The sequence below is a fragment of the Wolbachia endosymbiont (group A) of Alloplasta piceator genome (assembly GCF_964028505.1).
GTDB classification, from domain to species: Bacteria; Pseudomonadota; Alphaproteobacteria; order Rickettsiales; family Anaplasmataceae; genus Wolbachia; species Wolbachia pipientis.
Genome location: NZ_OZ034793.1, coordinates 685,838 through 704,156, shown reverse-complemented (window position 1 = coordinate 704,156; position 18,319 = coordinate 685,838). Strand labels below are relative to the sequence as shown.

The 18,319-nt window shown below is 34.5% G+C and carries 13 protein-coding genes and 2 pseudogenes; 4 read left to right on the top strand and 11 right to left on the bottom strand.

Annotated features, from left to right (window positions below):
- Positions 1 to 27: 27 nt before the first annotated feature.
- Together ABWU31_RS03430 and ABWU31_RS03425 are read right to left on the bottom strand one after the other, a co-directional pair.
- Positions 28 to 1,056: pseudogene (locus ABWU31_RS03430) on the bottom strand (IS4 family transposase); the annotation flags it as partial.
- Positions 1,057 to 1,316: 260 nt separating this feature from the next.
- Entirely contained in the window at positions 1,317 to 2,123 is an 807-nt protein-coding gene (locus ABWU31_RS03425) for a YgfZ/GcvT domain-containing protein (protein ID WP_353271061.1), read from the bottom strand.
- A 186-nt stretch (positions 2,124 to 2,309) separates the two neighbouring features.
- Between ABWU31_RS03425 and ABWU31_RS03420 the strand changes: the two genes are divergently transcribed.
- The 3 genes and pseudogenes from ABWU31_RS03420 to ABWU31_RS03410 all read left to right on the top strand — a co-directional run bounded on the left by ABWU31_RS03420 (position 2,310) and on the right by ABWU31_RS03410 (position 5,980).
- The gene (locus ABWU31_RS03420) at positions 2,310 to 2,591 is read left to right on the top strand and encodes a co-chaperone GroES (RefSeq protein WP_338482810.1); all 282 of its coding nucleotides are present in this window, start codon (positions 2,310 to 2,312) and stop codon (positions 2,589 to 2,591) included.
- A gap of 100 nt (positions 2,592 to 2,691) precedes the next feature.
- A complete protein-coding gene (gene groL / locus ABWU31_RS03415) occupies positions 2,692 to 4,341 on the top strand; it encodes a chaperonin GroEL (protein ID WP_010962503.1) in 1,650 nt (549 codons plus the stop codon).
- A gap of 256 nt (positions 4,342 to 4,597) precedes the next feature.
- Positions 4,598 to 5,980: pseudogene (locus ABWU31_RS03410) on the top strand (IS66-like element ISWen3 family transposase).
- A 412-nt stretch (positions 5,981 to 6,392) separates the two neighbouring features.
- Here the strand turns inward: ABWU31_RS03410 and ABWU31_RS03405 are convergent.
- The 8 genes from ABWU31_RS03405 to ABWU31_RS03370 form a co-directional block, all read right to left on the bottom strand.
- Entirely contained in the window at positions 6,393 to 9,542 is a 3,150-nt protein-coding gene (locus ABWU31_RS03405; RefSeq protein WP_236514830.1) for an AsmA-like C-terminal domain-containing protein, read from the bottom strand.
- Entirely contained in the window at positions 9,535 to 9,972 is a 438-nt protein-coding gene (gene rnhA, locus ABWU31_RS03400) for a ribonuclease HI (RefSeq protein ID WP_353271060.1), read from the bottom strand. The genes ABWU31_RS03405 and rnhA overlap by 8 nt, the downstream gene beginning before the upstream one ends.
- Before the next feature lie 175 nt (positions 9,973 to 10,147).
- Positions 10,148 to 11,035 (bottom strand): heme o synthase, encoded by an 888-nt coding sequence (locus tag ABWU31_RS03395; RefSeq protein WP_077188168.1) that lies wholly within the window; start codon positions 11,033 to 11,035, stop codon positions 10,148 to 10,150.
- 1 nt (position 11,036) lies between these two features.
- Positions 11,037 to 12,587, bottom strand: a complete 1,551-nt coding sequence (ctaD, locus tag ABWU31_RS03390) for a cytochrome c oxidase subunit I (RefSeq protein WP_236514833.1) — start codon at positions 12,585 to 12,587, stop codon at positions 11,037 to 11,039.
- Positions 12,588 to 12,602: 15 nt separating this feature from the next.
- Positions 12,603 to 13,367, bottom strand: a complete 765-nt coding sequence (coxB, locus tag ABWU31_RS03385) for a cytochrome c oxidase subunit II (protein ID WP_353271059.1) — start codon at positions 13,365 to 13,367, stop codon at positions 12,603 to 12,605.
- Positions 13,368 to 14,850: 1,483 nt separating this feature from the next.
- Positions 14,851 to 15,015: an IS3 family transposase gene (locus ABWU31_RS03380; protein WP_081600772.1), complete on the bottom strand. Its 165-nt coding sequence runs from the start codon at positions 15,013 to 15,015 to the stop codon at positions 14,851 to 14,853.
- Positions 15,016 to 15,253: 238 nt separating this feature from the next.
- Complete coding sequence (locus ABWU31_RS03375; RefSeq protein ID WP_245836010.1) at positions 15,254 to 15,469, bottom strand: IS3 family transposase; 216 nt, start codon at positions 15,467 to 15,469, stop codon at positions 15,254 to 15,256.
- Positions 15,470 to 15,616: 147 nt separating this feature from the next.
- Positions 15,617 to 15,901 (bottom strand): transposase, encoded by a 285-nt coding sequence (locus tag ABWU31_RS03370; RefSeq protein ID WP_038198869.1) that lies wholly within the window; start codon positions 15,899 to 15,901, stop codon positions 15,617 to 15,619.
- Between the two features lie 568 nt (positions 15,902 to 16,469).
- Between ABWU31_RS03370 and ABWU31_RS03365 the strand changes: the two genes are divergently transcribed.
- Complete coding sequence (locus ABWU31_RS03365) at positions 16,470 to 17,381, top strand: Rpn family recombination-promoting nuclease/putative transposase (protein WP_353271058.1); 912 nt, start codon at positions 16,470 to 16,472, stop codon at positions 17,379 to 17,381.
- Here ABWU31_RS03365 and ABWU31_RS03360 read toward each other — a convergent pair.
- Positions 17,370 to 18,296, bottom strand: a complete 927-nt coding sequence (locus ABWU31_RS03360) for a hypothetical protein (protein WP_015589129.1) — start codon at positions 18,294 to 18,296, stop codon at positions 17,370 to 17,372. The two genes, ABWU31_RS03365 and ABWU31_RS03360, sit on opposite strands and share 12 nt — an antisense overlap.
- Positions 18,297 to 18,319 lie beyond the last annotated feature (23 nt).

Sequence of the window (18,319 nt, the reverse complement as noted above, 5' to 3'; positions counted from 1 at the left end):
AGCCTTTTACTTGTTTCCGGACAACCTCTTAGCATATAGTTCACATAATACTCTGCATGGCTTTCCTTTTAGCTTATCAAGCCTGATATGACTTTTATACAATTTAAATAATTTGCCACCTTACTCTGTAATACTTGCTCAGCACTAATTTTATTTTCTGGAACATTAGTTATACCAATTCAACAATTTTTGATTTCTTTTAGAGGATCCTGCGATCTTGCTAATCTATTAGCTTTCCTTCTTCTGGCTATAGACTGTTCTTCAGTTAGTTTCTGACATATAATTCTTACTCTAATTTTTGCTTCTTTTCCTAACAATACCTCGTTTTCTAAAAATAACTTATCCTCTAAACATTCTAATAACTCCATTTTTTGATTTGTTTCTACATCATATACGTTGGTATCGACGACTTATGAAATAAGCTCCTATTTCATTGATTTGTTTAAAAGAACTTGGCACAAAATAACCGAGATCAGATATTAGCAAATCATTGCTTGATATATTACTTAAATGTTTCCTATATCCCTGGTCTGATCTTATTCCCTCCGTTAAATTAAGTTGGTCTATTATCTGATTCATGTAATCGAAAACTAATTGTAACTTTATTCCAGACTTAGTATTGCTTTCATAGCCACTGTAGCTAGTACCATAACCTTTATACATCTCTTCCATACTGTTAGGTAGAGTAATATAGCTACTGTCCAATAATTTAACACTATTAAATTGCTGTAAGATTTTGCAATCAACTTGCAAGATATTTTTAAAGAGAACCACAGATTCATTATACATCCTTTTCATAAATTCCACTGCTTCTTCAGTAAATCTAAAATCCAAACCTTGTTTTGTTATATCTATCGAGTCCTCGTTTAGTAATTGACACATTGTTTCTACGCTACAATTATCAACTCCTATATTACCCAAGACCATGGCTTTTACGAATGATGAACCTTTTAGCTTTCTCTTTCTTTTTATAAACCTTGTTGTAATTGAGATTTTCTCTGCTTTTTCATTAAAAAATTCTTTGAGCTTTTTTGATAAGCAAGTTATTTTATTCATTGGTTCTCTCACTAAAAGTATATCTGGGAGAACTTATACCTTATTATTCTATCTCTTTCATACCTTTATTTCCTTAACTTGACGCGTATGCTTTTTTGAACATTCCCGGAAATGCAGAAAAAAAATGTTCAACATTATATCAGGAGTCCTTGTCGTTTTAATCTGCACAGATTGCGAAGTTAAATGAAATAGCTTCACTGTTATGATAAGGGCGCTGGCGAAGGGTGTCAAGCAAGTTTTTCGTTTCTATATGTGCTACCTTAAGACTTCAACGTCTTAACGCACCTAACTCCATCTGCATATAAATTTGCATGGCTCTTTCCAGTATTAAGCAATGCAAATCCAATGTTGTCTACACTAGAGCGCAGTTCCCCTATTTCCTCATTGTTTTCATTTGTCACTTTAGTGCCAATATCTGGAAGTGCGTTATCCCCCTCAACAAGGTAAAGTTTTCTTCTGAATATTTCTTGTCTGCTCATTCGATTTACAACTTCCTGACCTATATAACACCCCTTATTAAAGCTTATACCGTTTACCTTATCGATTAAAAATTGCAGCGGAAACGATGAATTCTGCACCATATCTTTCGCTCCATCTGGAACGAGATTTTGAATTCTGACTTTTTCATACTGAGTAAAATCCCCAACCGGCTCTTTTATTTCATCTTTATGTATGATCCTCATTCCTAGCAGCTTGTGCCTTGGATCTTGAAAAATAACTTGTGACTTACTACTACACTCCGCCAAATTAGTATTAAACAAAACCCCAACCTTATATAGTGCACTAACGTCTTTAATCTTTACCCTCAAATAAGTTTTAAGTAAATCTAGTTTCTCGATTATTTGCTGCAAGTGTATGTTTTCGCACTCTAAGAGGGTGTATTTACCATATTCAATAAGAAAAAAATCATATAGATATTTTCCCTGAGGGCTAAGCAATAAAGAGTAAATGGCTTTTTGGCTATCCAACTTATTAATATCATTGGTTATAATACCCTGCAGAAAATCTCTAGTGTCAGGCCCATATAGCACTATCACACCACGACTTAAAAATGGTATATAACTCATGAAATCTCTATAAATAAATCTAAATTTTATTATATAACATTAGGCTCTTTTAGAAACTGCTTTTAGCGTGCATATTTTATAATGGCGTGCATATTTTACAAGCTCCAGCCCTTGAAATCTAACTTACGAGTATATATATATAAACTTATAAGTTAATTTGTTGATGAGGAAAAACAAATGTCAAGTATAAGTTTAAATGTATTAGATGATAGCGTGCTGGTCAAGCCTATTAGCGAAGAAAAGCGAGGTGGAATTGTGCTTCCATCAAGTGCTGAAAAGAAACCTACTAAAGGTGAAGTTATAGCAATTGGTGAAGGTTCACGCAATTCAAGTGGCGAACGCGTAACTTTAACTGTGAAAGCTGGTGATAAAGTGTTCTATCGCCAATGGTCTGGTACAGAAATAGAACATAATAATGAGAAGCTTATCGTGATGAAAGAGTCCGATATACTTGCTGTCATTAAGTAGCAGTCTTTATTTTACTAAACTGAAACAAAGCGCAACATAGCGCATTGTAAATGATTTTATTATAGTTTTCTAAATTTTTTATTAACAAGAGGTGATAAAAATGACTAATGTAGTAGTATCAGGTGAGCAGTTGCAAGAAGCCTTTCGTGAAGTTGCAGCAATAGTGGATTCAACGGTAGCAATAACTGCAGGACCTAGAGGAAAAACAGTAGGGATTAATAAGCCCTATGGAGCACCAGAAATTACAAAAGATGGTTATAAGGTGATGAAGGGTATCAAGCCTGAAAAACCATTAAACGCTGCGATAGCAAGCATCTTTGCACAAAGTTGTTCTCAATGTAACGATAAAGTTGGTGATGGTACAACAACGTGCTCAATACTAACTAGCAACATGATAATGGAAGCTTCAAAGTCAATTGCTGCTGGAAACGATCGTGTTGGTATTAAAAACGGAATACAGAAGGCAAAAGATGTAATATTAAAGGAAATTGCGTCAATGTCTCGTACAATTTCTCTAGAGAAAATAGACGAAGTGGCACAAGTTGCAATAATCTCTGCAAATGGTGATAAGGATATAGGTAACAGTATCGCTGATTCCGTGAAAAAAGTTGGAAAAGAGGGTGTGATAACTGTTGAAGAGAGTAAAGGTTCAAAAGAGTTAGAAGTTGAGCTGACTACTGGCATGCAATTTGATCGCGGTTATCTCTCTCCGTATTTTATTACAAATAATGAAAAAATGATCGTGGAGCTTGATAATCCTTATCTATTAATTACAGAGAAAAAATTAAATATTATTCAACCTTTACTTCCTATTCTTGAAGCTATTGTTAAATCTGGTAAACCTTTGGTTATTATTGCAGAGGATATCGAAGGTGAAGCATTAAGCACTTTAGTTATCAATAAATTGCGTGGTGGTTTAAAAGTTGCTGCAGTAAAAGCTCCAGGTTTTGGTGACAGAAGAAAGGAGATGCTCGAAGACATAGCAACTTTAACTGGTGCTAAGTACGTCATAAAAGATGAACTTGGAATCAAGATGGAAGATCTCACGCTTGATGATCTTGGTACGGCTAAAAATGTTAAAATTACTAAAGATAATACCACAGTTGTCAGCGAAAATAGCGATTCTGACAGTGTGAAAGCTAGAATCGAGCAGATTAAATCTCAAATTGAAACTTCAACTTCTGATTATGATAAAGAAAAGCTAAGAGAACGTTTAGCGAAATTATCAGGTGGCGTTGCTGTGCTCAAAGTTGGTGGAGCAACTGAAGTGGAAGTTAAAGAACGTAGAGATAGAGTCGAAGATGCGCTGCATGCAACAAGAGCTGCAATTGAAGAAGGTATAGTTCCAGGTGGTGGGGTTGCGCTTCTTTATGCTTCATCTGTTCTCGACAAATTAAAAGGTGCAAGTGACGAGGAACAAATAGGCATAAACATTATCAAGAAAGTTCTCAGTGCTCCAATTAGAAGGTTAGTCAAAAATGCTGGTCTTGAATCTGCTGTTATAATTGACTATTTGATTAAGCAGAATGATAAAGAGCTTATATACAACGTTGAGGCTATGAATTATGCTAATGCGTTTACAGCTGGTGTGATTGATCCAGCAAAAGTGGTGCGTATTGCTTTTGAAACAGCGGTATCTGTTGCGAGTGTGCTGATAACTACTGAATCTATGATAGTTGATGTACCAAGCAAAGAAAATGCTTCATCTCCTATGGGTGCAGGAGAAATGAGTGGCATGGGTGGATTCTAAGTAGAATGAAACCGTGGAGCAATTGCTCCACGGTAGTTCCAAAAAATCTCACATTTTACTATTCGTTAAAGGTAATACGTTTGGTGCAGAAATGCACTACTGTTTGCATCCGTTTCACTCCTTTATATTGTGGTTGTCTAATAACAAAAAGGCAGCATAGGAAAACTATAACCCCTAGGTATCCGTTCAGCGGAGTGGCAGAATAAGGTAGACAAGGTGATCTAAAAAGATAATCATAGAGCAAAAGTGAAATAATATGGTAAACCTTTTAGAACTTTGCAAAAATTTACAGCAAAAAATAGAAAGGTTAGAAGCAAAAATAGAAAGATTGGAAAAAGAGAATGAAAGTTTAAAAGCAGAAAATAAGGCTTTAAAGATAGAAAATGCTGAGTTAAGAGAAAGACTCGGTTTAAGCTCAAAAAATTCATCAATACCAAGTTCCAAAGAGTTGTATAAAATAAAAAAGAATAAGCCGAAAAGCGAAAGGAATATTGGCGGTCAGGTTGGTCATAAAGGAAGTTTTCGCGCCAACATGGATGCAGATAAAGTAGTAAAGATAGAGTTGCCTAATACTTGCGAATGCGGAGGAGAAATTGCAATATGTGAAAAACCATATATTCATCAGAAAGTTGATCTTCCAGAAATCAAGCCTTATGTAGTGGAATATCAGTTAGAACATGGCCGTTGTCGGAGATGCGGAAAGAGAAGAAGTAGCAAGTTACCGGAAGGTGTTACGCCAGATACATTTGGTCCAAGGGTTAAGTCAATAATTGCAGCGTTCAGCGGATTCTACAAAAATTCAAAACGCGAAATAGCGAGTGTCGTAAATGATATCTTCAATTTGAACATAAGCGTCGGTAGCATATCAAATAGTGAACATAGAGTTGCTTCAAAATGCAAAAAAATGTATGAGCAGATCGAACAAGAGATAAGTAGGAGTAAAGTTCTACATATTGATGAAACGAGCCATTATAACAAAGGTAAACTCGCTTGGTGTTGGATGTTTGCAAGCAATACGGCAAGTTTTGTAAAATTTACAGAGTCAAGAGGAATGAAAGTTTTACAAAATAGTAAATTCTGCAATCGCAATAGCTTGGTAATAACTGACAGGTATGCAGCATAGAATTATTTTGCCGATAAAAACAGGCAAATCTGTTGGGCACATTTATCAAGAGATTTTGAAAGATTAGCACATAGTTGGAATATTGAAGTTAAAGTTCTGGGTTGTTACTTGAGAAACGTGGCCACTGAATTATTTGCACTAAAAAAAGCTTTACTAAAAAGTGAGATAGATGTTTTGAGGTTTGTCAGACGTGCCAGAAAATTAAGAAAACGTACAAAGTATTACTTGAAGGAGATATCTCGTTTACCTGAAGCAATTGGAGCCTCTCGAGTTGCAAAAAATGTTCTGAGATCTGAAAGAATGATGTGGAAATTTTTAGATGACCCAGAAAATATTCCGCTGACAAATAACCACGCTGAACGGCAAATTCGGCATTATGTCGTTTATCGCAAAAACTCATATTTTACACAATCAAAGCGGGGAAATACATTCCTTGAGCGGATAATTTCATTATACTTAACTTGGAAACAAAGGGGTCTCAATCCTTTCCAAAATCTCCTATCTATTGTTTCTTAAACCACTCTCCTGAACGGATACACCCCTAGTATATTTATACTATAGCTGACCCAAGCAACACGTCATACCGCGATTCATTCCACAACTGTACGAACATTACAATATGGCACATAGTAAACGATGTCATGAAAGTAGCTGACACTGGAATGACACCCTTTTGGATGGAAACCAGTGTCACGCACTGGCATGACACCCATTTGTTCCTATAGTTGTCTTTTCTCGTCTACCTTATTTTGCCACTCTGCTGAACAGATACAATTTACAACCACCCCCTACCCTTTTTAGTTGTTCAGCAAATATAGAGAGGTTAAAGGGAGTGGTATTACTTAAACAACTAAATAAAAAACCAGGTAGATCATTCTGAAATTCTTGCATTTTTGTCCATAATTTTGTTAAATAACTTCCCTTTTGGTCATATCGAACCAAATTTCTTTTTCACACCACCTTTTAAGCCACTTTCGTTAGTTTTTGTCATAATGCGATCAAACACTCCCAATAACCTCTTTAATAGGTTTGGAGTTAGCGAAGAGATAAGATCAACAGATACGTTATTGTTTTTGTCATCACCACTTGCTTTATAGTCTATTGAAACGATTCCCCTACTTTTCCCACCAGTAAGAAGTTTTCCAATTATAGGAATTTTTAACAAAGATTTATTAATTGAATATGCTGGTATTACTTGTCCTGCAACCTGGAATTTATAATCTTTAATATCGAGCTTACCACCAGTGCTAATACCTAACTCCGCCCCTTCAAGCCAAGATTCTTCAATTTCAATAGTGCCATCTTTGTATGAGAAAGGTGCATTACATTTATAAAAGTATACACCTTCGTTCTTTATGGCATTTACGATACCAGGCAATGAAGACATCGACAATAAAGTAGTAAGTAGTGGAGCATCTTTGATGTAGAAATTGCTAATGGATAACGTACCATAATGTTCTCCACTTTCTCTCTGAGGAGAGATATAAAAAGACAATTTGCCGTTTTTAATTGATTTACTAATGCCTAAGGAACGCGAAAGTATACCTGCATTATCCGCATATATTTCGAGCCCTATTCCACTGTATTCCGCTAGTATGTTGCTGCTATCTTCTAGAAACTGTCCTGTAAATTGACTTCCATCGCAATTACCTTTAGTACAGGTTACATTCAGCTTAGCATTTTTGATAACGATGCCTTCTTTCATGATTACATTGTCAACATTCATACTAATCTCTATATCTTTGTTTAATCCATTACTGTTTTTGCCAAGCAAGCCTAAAATATCACTTAAGTTAATTTCCTCACCATAAATAGTTATGGCATTTTTTTCCTTACCTGATTCAATTTCTATACTAAAATCATTATCAGGCAATTTAAAACTACTAGAATTTAAATATAAATTTCCATTTTCTACTCTTCCGCTGAATTTTATATCTAGGTCATTTCCTACAACATCTAATTTGTCTATTAACAATTCACCTGCTCCTTTTAACCTTGTAGAAAACAAAATTTTATTGTGATCTTCAAAACGATTTTTCCATCCTAAATAACTTGAACGTGATTCAAGCTCTGATAAATCCATATTACCATTAACATGCCCCGTCTTATCTTGATTTATCACCGATTCTATATTTGTATTGACATAGCCACCTATATTTTCATCAAAATTAAGTATTTGAGCGGGTAAATCTCCGGTCAAATTCCAGGCGAAACTTTCATTCCTATTGCTACTTTTCAGGTCAAATAATAGCTGTGTGTTATTCACCATACCACTACCATTTAAATCTATAAAGTCACTGCCAAAACTAAGCTTAATATCATATTTACCAAGACTTGCATTATAGACGGCCAAATTGTCAATTTCAGAATGAAAATTTGCTGAGAAGTCTACTTTTTTGTCATCAGCATTTAGATTAAAAATGCGAAAATTAAATACGGATTTTGCCATTCCACTTACTTTATCCCTTTCAACCTTCACCACATCATCCAGCTTAAATCTTATAGGCTCATATAAACCATACGCATCACTTACAGCTTTGCCATTAATGGTTAGAACTGAATCTTCCTTATTTAGAGATTTCATTTCAATATCACCACCATTAACAGTGAAATTCTGAAACTTAGCGCTATTTACAGTAATTTCAAGATCGTTATTCTTGATGATCAAATCACCCTTTAATTCCTTTACTTGCTCAAAATCTTCATCAAATTTTACGCTACCGTTTTCTATATCAGCAACAATTACAATGTCTGACAGATCGTCATCAACCAAATTGTTAATTTTGCCATTGAAACTTACAATGGTATTTAAAACATCCCCTTCGATATTATCACAATACCAGCTTTTAAATTTACTATTTACTACACTATCTGGTATATAAGTACATAAATCCTTTGCAGCAAACTTACTAATATTAATTCTAAGCAAAGCATGACTTGTACTAAAGTTCATTTTGCCTATTAAAGAGAGATACGTGTCATTTAACTTAAAATGGAAGTTTTTTACACTAATAATTCCATTACTATATGTTAAATTTATATTTACATTAGTTAAGGCCAAATTTTTGTTCAAATAATTTTCTGTATTTAATACGTATATATTTCCATCTACAATTTCATCCTTTTTATTAATTTTCACTGAGAAGCTTCCTTTGAATCCTATATTTTTGTCCAAATTGTAGCTTTTAACTAATGTAGAAAACTTGCTCAATAGTCCCAATTTTAGATCATAAAATGTCCCGTACACATTTAGCAAATTGTTGCGATTTTTTATCGTAATTGATAAATCATCCAAAAATCCCTTTCCATCTTTTGTATTCACATGAATATCTAAAACATTAAAATCTTCCCCCTTCCCTATATATAATTTATCAATAAAAAATTCATCTTCTGTGCTTTTATCAATAGCGATGTTAGTAAATTCAATTTTTGAATCCGCATTTAAGTCAAAAAAAAATTCCCTTATTGTTTTTAATAGATTTTTTGCACTGCTTTCTGTCATCTTGAAATTCTTCCCTGTCATCCCAGTATCTTTTTTTCCTGTCATCCCAATATCTTTTTTTCCTGTCATCCCAGTGCTTGACACTGGGATCCAGGTTTCTTTTTTTCTAGATTCCAGCGTCACGCGCTGGAATGACACCGAAGGAAGGCGGTTATTACTTAAATAATGATTATCCAAAAGGTCTAATGAGTTTTGCGGATTAACATTAGTTTCTTCTCTCTTGATATATACATGCACATTATCAGCTGAAACCTGAGAGAGATTTGTGCTAGCTTTAAATAAGGAACTTAACTTAAAATGTACAAAAAGCTCAGGAACTTTTATAGTAAAATTAGGATTTGCTATTGCCAAATCTGTAATGACTAAATACGGATCTTTACTACCTTTCTGCCAAACAACTGAGGTATTCTCCATATTAACGCTTGAGCCAACAAATATCTTTGATATTTTATGTTTAACATAAAAATTAATATAATTAATATTGATTTCTAAAGGACTCTCACCCTTAAAAAAGACAAATAAGCAGAATACAAACAATAGAACTATGGAAAGTGATATAGTGATTTTTTTAAGCATCGATTATTGCTTTTCTTGCTAAACTATCAGCCTCCTCATTATACTTATCGCCACTGTGTGCTTTAACCCACTTCCAATCAATTTCGTGTTGTGAAGCAACGTTGTCTAGCTCTTTCCACAATTCCATATTTTTTACTGATTTTTTATTACTTGTTTTCCAGCCATTCATTTTCCACTTATTTATCCACTCTGTTATGCCACGTTTAACATAAAGACTATCCATATATAAATTAATATTACAAGAAAATTTCAATACTTTCAGCCCATTGATCACCGCTGTTAACTCCATTTTATTGTTTGTGGTATTTTCTTCTCTACCATAAATGTCTTTTCTGTAATCTTGAAATAATATGATAGCTGCCCATCCTCCCGCTCCAGGATTACCAGAACACGCCCCATCCGTATATATTGTCACTTCTTTTTTACTCATCTTTGTTTATATCGGTTAACAAAGTATATAGTTGCTTTTATGAAAGCACAATTTCTAAAGGTAGTTTAAGCTGCACCTTTAAATTTTATTATAGAAACAAAAAAAAGTGTGACAACGAGCATTACCAAAAGGAAAAGGAAAAAATAGTTTTTATGTTTCTGCCGTTCTTTCATAACTAAAATAAATCAATAGAACAAAAAATAATACTGGCAAATAGGGAAAATAGATAAGAAATTGAGTAAGAAAACATTTGTTTCTGTGAGTTGTGGTTCTTGAATCTGAGAATTGATATAGCGTACCAAATAAAGATGCAACCTGCAAAAATTGCCATGCTTAGATAAAGTAAAGCCTTTTTCAAGAATAGAGCTGGAAGCAAGCTAGTTAGCACCAGCAAGACACTATAAATTAATATATATTTTCTTGTTTTTTCCGGACCATAAACAATATTGAACATTGGAATCGATGCCTTTGCATAGTCTTCAGACTTATTTAAAGATAGGGCCCAAAAGTGTGGCGGAGTCCACATAAAAATTACTAAAAATAAAATGAAACTTTCCCAACTGACAGAATTAGTTACAGCTGCCCAGCCAATCATTGGAGGAAAAGCACCTGCTGCACCACCGATAACGATATTCTGCGGAGTACGCCTTTTTAGCCAAATTGTATATACGAAAACGTAAAATAATATGCTAACTGCAAGCAAAGCAGCAGAAATATAATTTACTGCTATTGCCATGATAAATACTGACAATATTCCAAGAGTTATACCAAATTCAAGCGCGCTTTCTGCAGAAACTCTACCTGAAGGTATAGGGCGGTTTTTTGTCCTTTCCATGAGCAGATCTATGTCTCTGTCATACCACATATTTATAGCACCTGCAGATCCTGAGCCAAGAGCAACACATATAAGAGATATTAGTACTAGAAAAGGGTGCATACTACCTGGTGCAGTAACCATACCAGCAACTGCAGTAAATACCACAAGATACATTATCCTTGGCTTCAGCAAACGCCAAAAATCCAGTATTGTTGATTCAACATTTAGCAAAACACTTGTGTACATTCTATTTTACCACTGGTGGTTTTTCGAAAGTATGAAAAGGCGGTGGTGAAGATACCGTCCATTCCAAGGTGTCACCTCCCCAAGGATTATCTCCAGCTTTCTTGCCCCATTTAAAAAGATGTATAACTATAAACACAAAAAACATAACTGAAACAAAGGACATATACGAACCAATTGAGGATATATAATTCCAAGGGATAAACGCATCAGGATAATCAGGTATACGCCTTGGCATACCAGCTAATCCTAAGAAATGTTGAGGTAAAAAAGTGATATTGGTGCTAATAAAAGTAAGCCAAAAGTGGATTTGACCTAAGCGCTCATTATATTGTTTACCCGACATTTTACCAATCCAATAATAAAAGCCAGCAAAAGCTCCAAATAATGCAGCAAGTGACATGACATAATGGAAGTGAGCAACAACATAATAGGTGTCGTGCAGGAGCTTATCTATTCCACCATGAGAAAGAATTATTCCCGTTATGCCACCGCCAACAAACATAAAAATAAAACCTAGTGCAAATAGCATAGGGGTCTTAAACTCAATTGCTCCGCCCCACATAGTTGCAATCCAACTAAAGACTTTTACACCAGTTATAACACCGATAAAAATTGTGGTGGTGCTAAAAAATGCAGCAGCGTCAGCACTAAGCCCAACAGTGAACATATGGTGAGCCCAAACCATAAAGCCAAATACTGCTATACCTATCATTGCATAAACCATCCCTATGTAACCAAATACAGGTCTGTGAGAAAAAGTTGATACAACCTGACTTATGATGCCAAATGCAGGAAAAATAATTACGTAAACTTCTGGATGACCAAAAAACCAAAATAAATGTTGAAATAACACAGGGTCACCACCACCTGCAGGATCAAAAAAGGAAGTACCAATATTGCGATCAGTAAGAAGCATAGTTATAGCACCGGCAAGCACTGGTAAGGCAACAATCAACATAAATGCTGTTAGCAAGACAGACCAAACAAACAGTGGCATCTTAGTTAATGACATTCCTTTTGTGCGCATGTTAAATATAGTAACTATAAAGTTGATCGCCCCAACAATTGACGACATACCAGCAACATGAAGTGCAAGTATAGCAATGTCAACTCCTGCACTTGGATGGGACATTACCTGTGATAAAGGTGGATATAAAGTCCAACCTGTACCTGGACCTTCACCAATAAACACTGAGAGAATGAGCAAAATAAAAGATGACACTAATAACCAGAAACTCAAATTATTCATACGAGGAAACGCCATATCTGGTGCGCCAATCATGAGAGGTACAAACCAGTTACCAAATCCTCCCATGAGGGCTGGCATTATCATAAAAAACACCATTATCAACGCATGCCCTGTAACCATTACGTTATATAATTGATAGTTATTGTTAAGTATATTAATGTGCATTAGCTGAGTGCGAATAATCACCGATAATAATCCACCAATAATTCCAGCTAATATGGAAAAAATAATGTACAGTGTCCCTATATCTTTATGATTGGTGGAAAACAACCAACGCTTTATGCCCTTTGGTACGTCACTCATATCTATACTCCAAATTTAACTCACTAATTTTCTATTTTCAATCCACTTATTAAAATCTTCTTTGCTTACTGCTTCAACAACAATTGGCATAAATCCATGGCCTTGACCACACAATTCGTAGCACTGCCCATAATAAACACCAGGCTTTTTGATATTAAACCACGCCTCATTCAGCCTACCTGGTATCGCATCAATTTTTACACCAAAAGCCGGTACTCCCCAACTGTGTATCACATCTCCTGCTGTAACTTGTAAACGAACGTTAGTATTAACGGGTAAAATGATGTTGTTATCAACAGAGAATAGCTTTAAATCTCCTTCGATAAAGTCTTCTTTTCCCTTAATATAACTATCAAATGACACACCTTGATATTCTGGATATTGGTAGCTCCAATACCATTGATGGCCAATAACTTTTAGTGTTATGTCAGCTTTCGGTATTTCTTCCTGTAGCTTCAGTAATTTAGCGTTTTCAAAGGCTAATATTCCAACAATGATAGTTGGTATAACAAACCAAATAATTTCTAAAGGAACACTATGGGTAGTTTTACTTATGTTTGTTACTTTGCTTTTATGAAAGCGAAACGCTATATAAGCAAGCAGCGCCCACACAAAAAGCATTATTGTAACCATCACAAGCATCACAAACGAATGTGACCTAACTACAGCCTCCATTACTTCAGTTGCAGGAGCAGGAAATCCAAATTGCCAGGAAGTAGGAGCAGAGGCAACAGATATATTTGAGTAAAATATTATCAATAGTGCAAATAACTTCACCATATCTTTTGTTTGTTTGCTATAAAACTAAGTGATATACTGTATAATAGTATATATAAACTTACTATGCAAATAGAGATTAGTGATGGTTAATAATTTTTTAGCATTCAACAAGTATAATAGTACAATACTAATTTGAGGAAAAAAGCATTTACATAAATCTATTGTAAGTAAAAGTATTATAATATTTTAAATTAAGTATTTACTTTAAGTAAATTCTATAATAAGTTTAATAGTGTCTGTTACTGCTAATAACCCTCTAGCCTCACACCTAAAAGCAGTAACAGACACTATTAAACTTTATGATAAGTTTATGATTTGCAAGATCAAAATCTTGCAAGTGTCTTTATTTCATTATACATTGCAGTTTGTTAATTAACTTTTAATGCCTATGGTAGCATTTACTGAACCAAAGGTTTGCGTATTATAGAAAATAATTACAAAAAAAACACACTATTTATATACCATACAAACTTTTTTCATTCTGCATAGCTGAGTTACTAGATTCTGTAAACGAAATCTTTAGAGAAGCCAAATGGGCAAAGTTTCATGAAGGTCTTTGGCATCTCTTAGCATAGATCCCTTACTTAACCGTCATACCGCGATTCATTCGCAGTATCTCAAAGCATAGATCCCGCTAACAAGTAGCGGGATGACGGTTGTCAGGGCAGTGTCCCTATGATGTCATTCAAGTAGCTGACACTGGTTCCTTTATGATGGCAGTGCCCCTATGGTGTCATTCCAGTGCTTGACACTGGAATCCAGCCTTTCCATAATCATCAAAACATTGTATTTTAACGTAAAACAGCTATTTTTATGCTCACCAACTTAATAAAATTCCTGGATCCCAGTGGGCTTTGTTGCATCGCTACTTATGAAAGGCTAACTATAGTTAGGATTATAAGCAACCTATTGAAAATCTTGTTTTTTTGCAATCAATCTGATCAAATTTAAGAATAGTAATTTGTTATTTATATTAATAAATTTAATTCTATTGAAAATAGCTAAAGCATTGAAATTCTTGAATTTTAGCCAGATTAGTGAGTGGTAGTGAAATTTCTTTTACTCAAATTTAGGTATTCACTGACCGTTCTTGTTATAAATACCAGAATAATAAGCTACTGATATTCCCTATCTTTTTTATCTTTAATCCATCATAGCTAGCGATGCAACAAAGCCATCCCAGTGCTTGACACTGGGATGACAAGGTATAAACCTTATCGTCATACCGCCACGAACCGTCATACCGCCGCGGTATCTCTAGATCCCGCTAACACGTAGCGGGATGACGATTGTCGTTTAGCCATAAACATTAAGAAATCTACCAAATAAAAAAAAAGGCAAAAGAAGCCCCGTGGTAGTTGGCTATTTACCATGTACTAAAATATCGGCGTTTTTTTTGACCTTACCCAGAAAAAGTGGAGAGAAAGTTTGGAATGTTTTTCACAAAGAGAATGATGAATCAAAATGCTCAGGAATGCAATAGTTAATAGTGACGTTGTTTGTTATAAAAAATTTCTATATATTCAAATATAGCAGTTTTGATATGCTGTTTAGAGTGCCGAGAGGTGTCTATTGGTAACTCCCTTTTTAGAGAACTGAAGAAGCTTTCCACAACAGAATTGTCGTAACAACAACCTTTATGACTCATCTATGTTTTTTATGGATAAGAGATATTGATAACCTTGCACAGTATATTGTGAACCTTGATCACTATGTAATAGTAGATTTTTGGCAGGTTTACGCTTGTTAACGGCCATTAATAAAGAGTCCATAACCTATTGTTTATTTATTGAACTGCTCATTAACTACCATGCGTGAATATAGATCGATTATTGTTGCCAAATATAGCCATCCTTCTTTGGTTTTTATATAAGTAATCCCATACTTTATTTGGTTGATCGACAATAAAGTTTTGGTCTAATATATTGGGAGCTACTGTCCGTTTGTTGTTTCTTAATTTTAAATTTTCTTCTCAATATAGCCTGAATACCATTTTTCTGCATAATACTTTGCACTGTTTTTAAGTTGCAACTTTTACCCAAAGCCTTCAATTCAGCATGAATTTTAGGAGCTCCATATCTACATTTAGAAGCTTGATATATTTTTTGAATATCTGCTAATAACTCTTTATTTGCTGATTCTCTACTGCTTATTTTCCTTGTAGTCCACTTATAGTAGCCACTAGCAGAAAACCCTACATAATTCCTGCACTTTATAGTGTTTACTATGCTCTTTTATGAAAAAATATTTTACTCTTTTTGACTGGCCAGGGCTTTTTTTAAAATGTCTCTTTCTCTTGTTACTTTTGCTAACTCTTTCTGTAAATCAAATCTCTCTTTGTCATAAGGTGCTACATCTGGAAATGCATTTGCCGCTGACTTTTTTTCGTTATATTTCTTCATCCATTTTCCTAATACACTATCCCTTATTCCTAGATCTCTTGCTACTTTTGCAACTGGTTGACCTACCTTTCTTTGTTCATTTGCCAGCTTAACAGCTTCCAATTTGAATTCTGCCGTATATTCTCTTGCCATTTCTAATCCTCCAAAATTTTATTTTACTCGAAAAAACTCCTTTCTTTCTCTCCACTTTTTCTGGGTAAGGTCACTATTTCTTTTTTACGATCTTTACTTTTATTCTTATTGTTCATATAATATACCCTTCACTAATAATAAATTATTTTTAAATGTTTACTGTTATTTTCTTAGTAGTATTGGCATAAAGCCATAGCTTTTGGGTGAAGTCAAATCAAATTTTCAATTTTTTTTGTTTATTTTTTTATGAAAAGGTAGAAGATATTAATAGCTGCTAATTTCTTTAAACGATGTTGTCGTAGATTCGTATTTTTATACACCAAAAAGGGTATCTTTGATGTCTCCTACAGCTCCAAACTCATAGCATCCATTTGCCGGCCTTTTAAGGCGCTTTATAGAAGGGTTGATAAAAGATGTAAAAAGGACGTCTAAGGTGCGTAGTAGCATTCTAAAGCCATCTATGGGAGACATTTTTTTCATCAACGCATTCAAAACTTAAAAAAATAAAAAACTTGAACATTTCTTCAGAATTGTGTATAATTATTAATGCTTTTTAAGGTTCTTTCTTATGACTTTTTCTAAGTTTCTTGATCCCAAAAATGATGTATCGTTTAAGCGTATCTTCGGTACTGAAAAAAATAGAGACATCCTCATTCACTTTCTCAATGATATTTTGGGGTTCACTGGCAAAGATGAAATAAAGGATATAGAGTTTTTAAGTACTATTCAAGACCCCGATATCGCCGCTAAAAAGCAAAGTATTGTTGATGTTCTCTGTAGAGATTCTACAGGTGCTCAATACATTTGCGAGATGCAGGTCGCTAAAACTAAAGGCTTTGAAAAACGTGCCCAATACTATGCTGCTAAAGCTTACTCAAGGCAAGCTGATAAAGGTGACCAGTATCATAACCTTAAGGAAATTATCTTCATTGCTATAGCAGATTGTGTACTGTTTCCTAATAAATCTGAGTACAAATCAAAGCATACTATTCGAGATGAAGACACCAATGAGCATGATCTAAAAGATTTCTATTTTATATTTATTGAGTTGCCAAAATTTCCAAAGAATAAGGAAGATCAGTTGGAAAATATAGTTGAAAAATGGGTTTATTTTTTTCGATATGCAGATGAGACTAGTGAAGAAGAGCTGGAAAAAATAATAGGTAGTGATGTAATAATTAAAAAGGCCTATGAAGAGCTAAATAGATTCAACTGGTCAGAAAAAGAATTTATTGCCTATGAACAGGAAATAAAACGTATTCTTGATGAACAGGCTGTCCTCGCTCAAAAACTTGATGATGCTACTGCAAAAGGTAGAGAAGAAGGTAGAGAAGAAGGCATCCAAATCGGACATGAAAAAGGCAGAAAAGCAGAGAAAATCGAAGTGGCAAAGAACTCACTTAAGGCCGGTGTCTCTATTGATGTTATCGCTCAAATTACCGGCCTTTCGATAGATGAAATTCAAAAATTAAGGAATTAATACTTTACCTTGACCTCTAGCTTGAGTTAAATGACATTGAACAGAAGTATTATTTAGATAACTTTTAGGCTCCAAGCTTATTTGTTGTTCTTTTACGTCACTCACTTCTAATCTGCTTAACATTTGTTGCATTAATTGATTTATTACTGGGTCTATTCTTCTATTAAATTCAGCCATAAACTTATCAAACTTTTTCGGACTTAATCTACCGGGATCTCCGGGTTCTCTACCAGGCAATGCTTCCTCTGCGTATGATTTTAAAATCCCTGAAATTTCATTAAATTCACCACTCCTAATTTTTTCATTAATCTTCTCAAATAATTTCTCAAAATTAATATCTAAGCGGTGCATTTTTATACCACCTTTCGATTCAGCTTGCTTCTCTAATACTTCCTTGAACGACTTTATAATATCCGATGTGTAAAAAAGAGCCTTTACAGGATTAACATCAGAAAACTTAGGAAGAGGACACTTTTTATCTAGAAAAGCTTGTAACAAGAAAAACATCAAGCTAGCATTATTACTCGCACAAACTTCACGACTAAATTGGCTAGTATATTGGATATTTGGGTTTCTTACTGTATCAGAATGATTGGAGCTACTTCCTGCTGTACCAGAACGGCTAGAGCTATTTTCTGAAAATGAAGGCAACGCAGCCCTTAAAGGGGAAGAGATAAACTGAAAAACACCTTTAACAGCATCTATCCATGAAGACGGCTTACTTGCTCCGCTTGTAGCTCCTATTTTGTTATAGCCTATTTCGTCACTTTGCGATGAATTGTCTGATGCATTATCATAAGATAGATCACACTTAGCTTCTTTTGTAATACTATATTGTACATCACGCTTCTTGCGAGTAGATCCACAATCCTCAATTTTCCATTGACATGGACTATCTTTGCCCCTGGCCTCCAAGTAAATACTCTCCTTCTATCCCT